The 7,758-nt window shown below is 71.0% G+C and carries 5 protein-coding genes; 4 read left to right on the forward strand and 1 reads right to left on the reverse strand.

The features are described 5' to 3' along the window. The 4 genes from DEI92_RS15420 to DEI92_RS15440 all read left to right on the forward strand — a co-directional run. Positions 1–691, forward strand: a 691-nt coding sequence (locus DEI92_RS15420) for an iron chelate uptake ABC transporter family permease subunit (RefSeq protein WP_111014152.1), incomplete at its 5' end; no start/stop codon positions are given. A 165-nt stretch (positions 692–856) separates the two neighbouring features. Further along, the gene (locus tag DEI92_RS15425; RefSeq protein ID WP_181434985.1) at positions 857–1,795 is read left to right on the forward strand and encodes an NAD(P)-dependent oxidoreductase; all 939 of its coding nucleotides are present in this window, start codon (positions 857–859) and stop codon (positions 1,793–1,795) included. A gap of 350 nt (positions 1,796–2,145) precedes the next feature. Next, positions 2,146–2,436, forward strand: a complete 291-nt coding sequence (locus DEI92_RS15430; protein ID WP_146249168.1) for a hypothetical protein — start codon at positions 2,146–2,148, stop codon at positions 2,434–2,436. 1,114 nt (positions 2,437–3,550) lie between these two features. After that, on the forward strand, positions 3,551–3,931 hold the full coding sequence (locus DEI92_RS15440; RefSeq protein ID WP_111014145.1) for a nuclear transport factor 2 family protein: 381 nt from the start codon (positions 3,551–3,553) through the stop codon (positions 3,929–3,931). 195 nt (positions 3,932–4,126) lie between these two features. On the opposite strand, the gene DEI92_RS15445 is transcribed toward DEI92_RS15440, so the two are convergent. After that, the coding region (locus DEI92_RS15445) for a family 78 glycoside hydrolase catalytic domain (protein WP_146249169.1) at positions 4,127–7,758 on the reverse strand (3,632 nt) is incomplete at its 5' end.

The following is a 7,758-nucleotide window of genomic DNA, read 5'->3' on the forward strand; positions in this document are numbered from 1 at the left end:
CGGGCGTGCCGGGCCGATCGTGTCGTACGTTCTGGACACGCGCGTGCCGAGGGTGCTCGCCGCGCTCCTCGCCGGGGCCGGGGTGGTCGCGGCGGTCGTGTTCGGGCTCGCCGCGCGCGGGGGCTTCCGGCAGGACCGGCTCGTGCTCATCGGCATCGGGGCCTCGGCGGCGACCACGGCGCTCATCGGGCTGCTCATCGCCCTGACCGACCCGTTCAACGCGACGAAGGCCCTGACCTGGCTGTCCGGATCGACCTACGGGCGGACGATGCCCGACGTCGTCCCGGTCGTCGTCGCGCTCGCACTCGGACTCGTGGTGGTCGGCCTGCGGCACCGGGCGCTCGACCTCGTCTCGCTCGACGAGGACACCCCGCGTCTGCTCGGGCTCCGGCTGCCCGCGACCCGGCTGCTGTTCCTCGTGACGAGTGTCGTGCTCACCGCGACCGCCGTCGCCGCCGTCGGCACCATCGGGTTCGTCGGACTCGTCGCCCCGCACGCGGCCCGGGCCCTGGTCGGTCGGCGGCACGCCCGCGTGGTCCCGGTCGCGGTCCTGCTCGGCGCGGTGCTCGTGTGCCTGGCGGACCTGCTCGGGCGGACCGTGATCGCTCCGGCGCAGATCGGGGCGGGGCTGCTCACTGCCGTGATCGGGACGCCGTACTTCGTGTGGCTCCTGGCGCGGTCGCGGACCTGAGGTCGTCCGGCCGCTCCGAGCACCCTCCTGCCGTCGGTCGAACACCCCGCGTCGGTCGAACACCCCACTTCCGGTTGAACACCCCGATCGAGGTGTTCAACCGGCAGCGGAGTGTTCGACACGCGGCGGGGCATGCTCAGGGCCGGCGCGTGCGAAGGTGATCGCGTGCACGACGAGCGCCAGCCCGAGCCCACGCCCCCGCCCACGACCTCGACGTCGCTCGGGGTCGTCGGGATCGGTCGGATGGGCGCGGCGCTCCTGCCGCACCTGGTCGCGCTCGGGCCGGTCCTCGCCCACGACATCGACCCCGCCCGCGAGCCGGACGTCCTCGCCGCCGGGGCGCGCTGGGCACCGACGCTCGCCGAGCTCCTCGCCCGCGTGGACGTCCTCGTCACGGTGCTCCCCGGACCACCCGAGCTCGGTGCCGTCATGGCGGAGGCGCTGCCGGGCCTCCCGGCCGGTGCATTGTGGCTGGACCTGACGTCAGCTGATCCACGGACGACGCGGGTGCTCGCCGCCGTCGCGGCGGGCCACGGCGTCGATGTCGTGTGCGCGCCGATGGGTGGGTCCGTCGCCGACGCGACGGCGGCAGCCCTCACCCTGTTCGCGAGTGGGAGGCCCGCAGCGGTCGAGCGCGCCCGTCCCGTCCTCGACGCCCTCACCGTCCGCGGTACCGTCCGGCACGCTGGTGACCGGTCCGAGGACGGGCAGGTCGTCAAGCTGCTCGCCAACGCGCTGTGGTTCGCCCACGCGTCCGCGGCGACCGAGGCCATGCTCGTCGGGCAGGCGATGGGGCTCGAACCCGAGCACCTGCACGCCCTGCTCCGCACGAGCGCCGGGGGCAGCGTGTTCATGGACCGGCACCTCGACCGCCTGCTCGACGGGGACGACATGACCACGTTCGGCGTCGACCGGGTCGTCGAGGAGCTGGATACCGTCGCGGGGCTCGGGCGCGAGGGCGGGGTCCCGATGCCGGTGCTCGACGCCTCGGCGGACGTGCAGCGCGCGGCGCTCGCGCGGTACGGGCCGGCGCTCGGGGAGCTGCTCGGGGCGCGGTGGCTCGAGGAGCGGGCGGGGCGGCGGTTGCAGCGACGCGCGACGTGAGCGGGAGCGGAGCCGGGGAGGACGGGAGGCGCCGTCGCTGACGGCGATGGTCCTGACCCGCTCTGGCTGCGACCGGATGGCTGAGTGGATCTTCAGCGCTTTGATCCGGATGGGCAAACCAGCTCGAATACCGGGAACCATCGGGGCTCTTGCATTCTTGCCGCCCCTGTTCGAGGTACACATCAACACGGAGTAACGAGCAGTACCGGTACGAAACAGTGGCACTCCGCTATTCCACTCAGCTACGTTCAGCGTCATCACAGCCGGTGGGGTTGTGCGGCTGGATTGAGTTGGGGGAGCTGTTGTGATCGTTCATGTCGCTTCGCCGTTCGCGTGCGCGGTGGGTCACCGTGGTGCTGTCGTTGTTGGTTGCGTTGCTCGGGTCGGTGCTGGTGTCCGCACCGGCGCACGCGTTGAATGACATCGGGACCGGCGGGCAGTTCGTGCCCGCGACGGGCCGGGTGTGCCTGTACGGATTTGGAATCGGGAACTACTGGACGTACAAAATCCAGTCGACGACGCAGGATCGACAGAAGAAGTACAAGGCGGTCACGCAAACTAGTGGAGTGCTCTCGGCATTCAAGCCCGGCTCCACCGCGTTGGCCTGCGAGATCGATACTGGGATGCCTTACGGTGCGTAGAGTACTGGCAGCAGTCGCCGTGCTCATCGCGATCGCGGTGGGAACTTCAGGGTGCGCCACGCAAAAATCGCTCGACGAGTACCTCGGGCAGCCTCTCTCCTCCCTGGGTGGACGCAATTCGCCTCAAACGATAGCCAGGCAAGTCGTGCATATACCAGGTGAACTGAGGCGCCGCGAGGATGGGCTCTCAAGTCCGTACATCATAGTTGCGATCTGCTCGACGTCGGTTCCAGTGAAGGACGCTCGTCAGGTCACGGTTGCGGTCGTGCGCATGGCTCGGATGAGCGCGACCGCCGTGAAGCGGGCGAAAGCGGGAAAGTATGAGGCCCTAGTTACTTGCGGTAGGGGCAGTAAGCGACCTTGAGTCCACTCCAAGTAGTCGACGACTGGTCGGAGGATCTGCGATTCAGCCCCCACTCCACTATCCACAACCGGTAGCGCGAACCTTGTCTCGTACTATGTCCGTCAGTCACTGGGCGAATAAACATGCAATCAGTCCCTTCGCTATTGCGGACTTGACGATCACTAGTCTCTGACAGGCTCGGAAGAGCGCCCGGGTGCACCGGGCGCTCTTCTGCCGCATCCGTTTTCCGGCTCTTCGCAGACGAGGGTGTAGCCGTGGTGTGAGCTGTGGGGCTGGAGCGGGGTCGAGGTCCCCCGATGATGGAAGTTCTCAAGCTGCCCGTCCGGAAGACCTCGACGTGTCCCACGCTACCTTCGCGCTGCCCGACCTCACCACGTTCTGCCACCTCGACGAGCTCGATATCGAGGCCGTGCGCGGTCGCCACGAGGTCCTCGAGCGCCCGCACGCACGCGTACCGGACGAGCCGGGTCTCGTGGAGCTCGACCAGCCCGTAGCCGTGCCGGAAGGCGGCGGCCTGCTCGTCGGTCAGCGGGGTGAACAGCACGCTGAACACGATGAGGTGCAGGTCGAGCTGGCGCGGGGCCACGACCGCGTCGTCCCAGTCGAGATGCCCTTCCGCGCGTCCTTCCGCCGGTTGGTCCAGCCCGATCGACCAAAGTCCCGGGGGACGGGCACTGCTCCTTCCCAGGTGCGTGCACCCCGGTTCCGCGCCAGACTGACCGGACACCGATCACCGACCGGAGGACCCCCATGGCCAGCGTCGACGAGCTGCTCACCGCCAACCTGCACGCCGTGTTCGGCCAGCGCGATGCGTCCGCCCGCGCTGCCGCCGCCCAGGACGCCTACGCCGACGACGTCGTGTTCACCGACCCCGAGGGCTCGGTCACCGGTCGCGACGCCCTGCTCGGCAAGGCCGCGGGACTGCTCGACGAAGCACCCGCCGAGTTCGTGTTCGCCGAGGACGGCCCGCGCTACGTCAGCGGGACCGCGGGCGCGCTCGCCTGGGCGTTCGGACCCGCCGATGCCCCGGTCGCCCGCGGCATCGACGTCATCACCGTCCAGGAGGGACGCATCGCGACGCTCCTCACGATCCTCACCGACGAGGCACCGCCGCTCACGCCGACCATCTGACGGCGGGAGGGGCGGTGCGGGCCGCCCCGGGTCTCCCGGCCGGCGGCCGGAGCCAGCGGTGTCCTGCGGCCGCTGTCCTGGTCCGTGCTGCCCTGGCGGTGACGCGTCCGAGGGCGACGGCGCCGTTGTCGTTCGACAGCGGTCATGTCGAGAACAGGCGGAGGGAGCCCGGCCGGGGAGCGCGGCGGGCCTGGGTCAGCAGAGGCCGGCCAGGGTCGCGTCCGACCCCGCGCTCGTCGCGGACACGGTCGAGACCAGGTGGCAGCCGGACGGCAGCCCGGACACGACGAGCGCGGAACCCGAGCGGGTCGCCGTGGTCGCGACGCCGTCGACCCAGACCGTCGTCCCGGACCCCACCCCGACGGGCAGGGTGACCGCGCTGGTCGTCGTGGACGGGACGCGCAGGGCCAGGTCGACCGCGCCTCCCGACCGTTGCTGGTAGGCCGCGGCGATGGTGCCGCGCACCGTGGGCTCGGTGACCGAGGCGTGGTCGACGGCGCCGGGCTGCGGCGCCACCGAGAACGACGCGTACCCGGGCGCGGTGGGCACGATGCCGAACAGGCCGGTCGTGACGTCGGAGACCGGCGACGCGGCCCACGGGTGCGAGTAGGTCGTGTTGGCCTTGAGGGACTTGTCCCACGCCTCCATCGTCGAGCCCGCGCCGACGCGCACCATGTTCATCCAGCTCGTCTTGTCCGTCGCCGTGAGCAGCGCGTCCGCGGCCGATCCGGCGCCGGCCGAGTAGAGACCCGGGAGCAGGAACGCGGCGCAGTAGACGCTGCAGGCCATGCCCTTCCCCGTCACGTACGACGCCGCCCGCGGGACGTTCGCGGGATCGACGACGCCGAACGCCAGGGCGAACGCGGTCGCTTGCACGGCCTCGTGCGCGATCGGCTTGTTCGTCCCCGTGGTCAGGCCGTCGCGGTAGGCACCCTTCGTGCCGTCCCAGAGCCGGGCGTTGATCGCGGTCCGGAGGGACGCCGCCTGGGTCCGGTAGCTCGCCGCGTCCGCGGTCTTCCCGATCGCGGCCGCCATCTCGGCGAGGTCGACGAGGTCCCGGTAGGTCAGCGCGTTCACGACCGTGTCGGTGTCGGTCAGCTGGTAGCCGTCCCGCTCACCGGCAGGCCAGTCGACGATGTCGTCGGCGTCCGCGTGGTCGACGAGTCCCGTCGCGTGGCTGATCGACCCGGTCAGCGGGATGGTGCGGAGCGTGGCGTAGTCGGCGCGGATCTGGGTCGTGTCGCCGCTGGCCTCCCACGCATCGTGCACCGCGAGGACGTCGTACAGGCGCCACTCGGTCGGCCAGGTCGGGTGGGCGAGCAGGTAGTCCACCGAGTAGGTGCCGAGCGCTCCGTCCGCGGACAGGGCCTCCTGCGCGGTCTGCTCGATGTACGCGTCGGCCTCGTACGCGCCACGCTCGCGCTCCCAGGAGTCGACGTACAGGTCCAGCGTGTCGTCGATGATCGTGTTCCGCGACAGCTGCCACACCGCGTCGAGCTTGCTCGACGACGACGAGAACGTCGCGGCCGTCGCGTCGATCGGGTAGCGGAGCACCTCGGCCTGCAGGTCGTGCGCCGTCACCGCCTGCGGCACGTTCGACACCTCGACGTACCGGAACACCCGGATCCCCCAGGAGCGCAGGGTCTGGGAGCCGGTCTTGAGGGTCCAGCGGTCCTCCCACTTGTTGCCGGCGGTGGTCTGGTACTGGACGGACCCACCACCGCTGGCGAGGACCTCGCCGTAGCGGATGTCCACCGTCCGCGTGTCCGGGCTCGTCATCGCGAGCCGGAGCCCGCCGATCCGCGTCTGGCCGAAGTCGAGCAGGTAGTGCCCGGTGCCGAGCCGCGTGATCGTCGTCGGGGCGTCGTCCTCCTGGAGCATCGTCGCGGTCGGCGTCGGGGTGAGCGTGCTGGTCGCGAACGCGCTGCGTGCCTGGGCGAGCGTCCACGCGTGGTCGTCGAACCCGACGGTGTCGAAGCCCGACGGGTACTGGCGTGCGTCGATGTCCTCGACGGGAGCGGCGTAGTAGGACGTACCCACCGAGCCGGCGGCGGGGAACACGCCCGTGCCGGTGCGCACCCGCCAGGTGGGACCGGTGCCGACGCGGGTCTCGGTGCCGTCGGTGTAGTGCACGACGAGCTCCGCGAGGAACCGGTGGTCCGACGTCGTGTACAGCAGGGCCCCGATCGCGTTGGTCGCCCCCGCGTGCAGCAGGGACGTCACGTCGTAGCTGTCGTAGCGGACCTCCTTGACCGACTGGGTCGGACCGGCTCCGACGAAGCTCCCGTTGACGCTGATCTTGTACACGTACTGGCGGGACGGCGCGGGGGAGGTCGCGGTCGCCGAGAGGGTCGCCCACGCGATCGTCCGGGCCGGCAGCGTCACCTCGTCGCGGGCGAACAGCCAGTCCGACACGGCACCGGAGCGGATCAGGCAGGCCGCCGAGGTCGGGAACGTCGCCTTGCCGCCGGACACCGTGCCGCAGGGGACGTCGGCGTTGCTCGTGAACGTGTTCCGGTACAGGACGCTCGAGCCCGGGCTCGTCACGGTCAGGCCCGAGAACGTCGTCTTCTCCTTCGAGCCGTTCCGGTAGCCGATGACGCCGCGTGTGTCCGTGTGCGAGGTGCGGGTGTCGACCAGTCGGCCGGCGAACCACGTCCGGATGGTCGAACCGGACACCTGGACCTTGATCGCGTACGCGTGCCCCGAGGTGACCTTGATGCCGAGCGGGATCTTCTTCGTCGTGAGCTTGCTGTACTTGCCGGCCACCTGCACCTGCGGGACGAGGCTCGACGTGGCGGTGTCGAACTGCCAGAGGTAGCCGTTCTTCGCGTCCTTCGCCCGGAACACGACGCCGGTCGGCTGCGCCGTCGCGACGTAGGTCTCGGTGAACGTGTAGTTGCTCCACGGGTCGAACAGGCACGAGCGCGAGGTCGACACGGTGAGGACGCCGTGCGACTCCCGTCCGCAGCCGAGGTCGGCGACGGTGCTCGACGACGACTGCGACCAGAGGGTCGCGCCCGTGCGGTCCGCGACGGCGAGCGATCGGAAGGTGGCCGACTCGTGGGTGCCGGTCTGCACGCCGATCCACCCGCTCGCGAACGTCCCGTCGGTCCGGGTGTCCACGGTCGTGCCGCCGATGGTCGTCGTGATCGTGTCGCCGCCGAGCGACACGGTGAACGCGGTGTCCCGGCCCACCGCCAGGTCGACGCCCTCTGCGTGCAGGTCGACCGTGCCGAGCACCCGGTAGGCGCCCGCCCGCCGGACCTCGGCGACCAGGCGGTCGCTCGCTGCCTGGAACTGCCAGAGGTAGTAGTCGCTCGCGTCGGTCCCGCGGAGGAGGACCGTCGCGGCGCTCGCCGTGATCGTGAAGTGCCCGGACAGCGTGTAGTTCGACCAGGTGTTCGACGGGGTCTCGGACCAGATCGCCCGGGCTCCACCCCAGTCGCCGCCGAGCGCGGTGCCGAACGTCGCCGGCGTCGCCCACGGCGAGGTCGCGCCCGCGCCGTCGACGACCTGCACCGAGAACCACGAGCGGCTCCCCGCGGTGAGGGTCGGTCCGGCGTAGGACACGTTCTGGCTCGCGCCGGACGTCACCACCCCGCTGTCCCAGATGTCGCCGGTCCCCGCTGCGGCGGCGGCGCTCGAGCCGGCGACGACGATGCGGTAGGACCGCTGGTCGGGCGCGCCCGCCGGGAGGCCCGCGGCGGCACGCTCGAGCACGGCCGGCTGCCAGGAGAACCGGACGGGCACGCTCGGGTCGACGTCCATCGGTGCGCTGAGGCCGTCGACGGTCAGGTGGGTGGGGGCGGTGGGGACGGCGGGGG

The sequence above is a fragment of the Curtobacterium sp. MCBD17_034 genome (genome assembly GCF_003234515.1).
Lineage (GTDB): Bacteria > Actinomycetota > Actinomycetes > Actinomycetales > Microbacteriaceae > Curtobacterium.

Coding starts and splice junctions, on each gene's coding strand:
- DEI92_RS15440 (WP_111014145.1), top strand. CDS start 3,551: ATGGCCAGCGTCGACGAGCTGCTCACCGCCAACCTGCACGCCGTGTTC.